Annotated in this window: 1 protein-coding gene; it reads right to left on the minus strand. The window is 42.7% G+C overall.

The genetic code is table 11. The features are described from left to right. Positions 1-67: 67 nt before the first annotated feature. The gene (locus MD535_RS25555; protein ID WP_265678094.1) at positions 68-1108 is read right to left on the minus strand and encodes an IS481 family transposase; all 1041 of its coding nucleotides are present in this window, start codon (positions 1106-1108) and stop codon (positions 68-70) included. Between the last annotated feature and the right edge of the window lie 106 nt (positions 1109-1214).

A 1214-nucleotide genomic window follows, 5' to 3' on the forward strand; every position in this document is an offset into this window, starting at 1 on the left:
AAATAAAAGTGTACTAATTCAGACCTGATCTGACAGTTACCCACTTTTTGACTAGGTGCCTGTCAGATTATATTTGGGCTAAATTCTTTTCAGCCCAGATTGATTTCCCATCCTCTAATGTTTCTATTGGCGTTCTGCCACAGCACACTTTTCCTTGATGAGTACGATGATTGTTGTAGTAATCCATCCATTCGTCCAGATCTTTCTGTAGCTCTTCCATTGAACCATACAGTTTTTTTCTGAACGTTATTTGGTAGAACTCATTCAATATGGTCTTGTGGAAGCGTTCGCATATACCGTTTGTTTGTGGCGACATCGCTTTGGTTTTCGTGTGGTCGATATCATTGATGGCTAGGTAGAGTTGGTAATCATGCTGTTCAACACGGCCACAGTATTCAGTGCCTCGATCAGTCAAGATTCGTAGCATTGGTAGCTCGTGAGCCTCGAAGAACGGTAGAACCTTATCATTTAGCATATCTGCTGCTGTGATTGGTGTTTTTGTTGTGTAGAGCTTAGCGAAGGCGACTTTGCTATAGGTATCAACGAAGGTTTGTTGATAGATACGCCCAACTCCTTTTAAGTTGCCGACATAAAACGTGTCCTGAGAGCCAAGGTAGCCTGGATGTGCTGTTTCTATCTCACCACAGACTTCATCATCATGCTTCTTGCGTTCAAGGGCAGCAACTTGCTCGTCCGTTAGGATGATACCACTCTCAGCAACCTGTTTTTCCAAGGCAATAAGGCGCTTCTTGAAGTTTTCTAGGTCATTACGAAGCCAGATTGAACGAACGCCACTTGCAGAGATAAACACGCCTAATTTACGTAGTTCGTTGCTTGTTCGGACTTGCCCATGAGCAGGGAAATCGATGGCGTATTTGAGAACGGCTTGTTCAGTTTCGCTATCGACACGATTCTTCAGGTTTGGTGCTCTGCGACTTTGATTAATCAGAGCATCGATACCACCAGTTTCGACCAACTCTTGGTAACGATAGAAAGTGTCTCTTGAGACACCCATAACCTTACAGGCTTTAGATACATTACCGAGTTCTTCTGCAAGATTGAGAAGGCCAGCTTTGTGTTTAATGATTGGATTGCTAGTATGAAGCATGAGAGTTACCTCTTATTGTCTTTGATTACGGATTAAGCACCTTTAATCAAAGCGGGTAACTCTCTTCTTTTCAAATTGAAGTGTCAGATCTAGTCAGAACTAATAC

The sequence above is a fragment of the Vibrio qingdaonensis genome, assembly GCF_026191675.1.
GTDB classification, from domain to species: domain Bacteria; phylum Pseudomonadota; class Gammaproteobacteria; order Enterobacterales; family Vibrionaceae; genus Vibrio; species Vibrio qingdaonensis.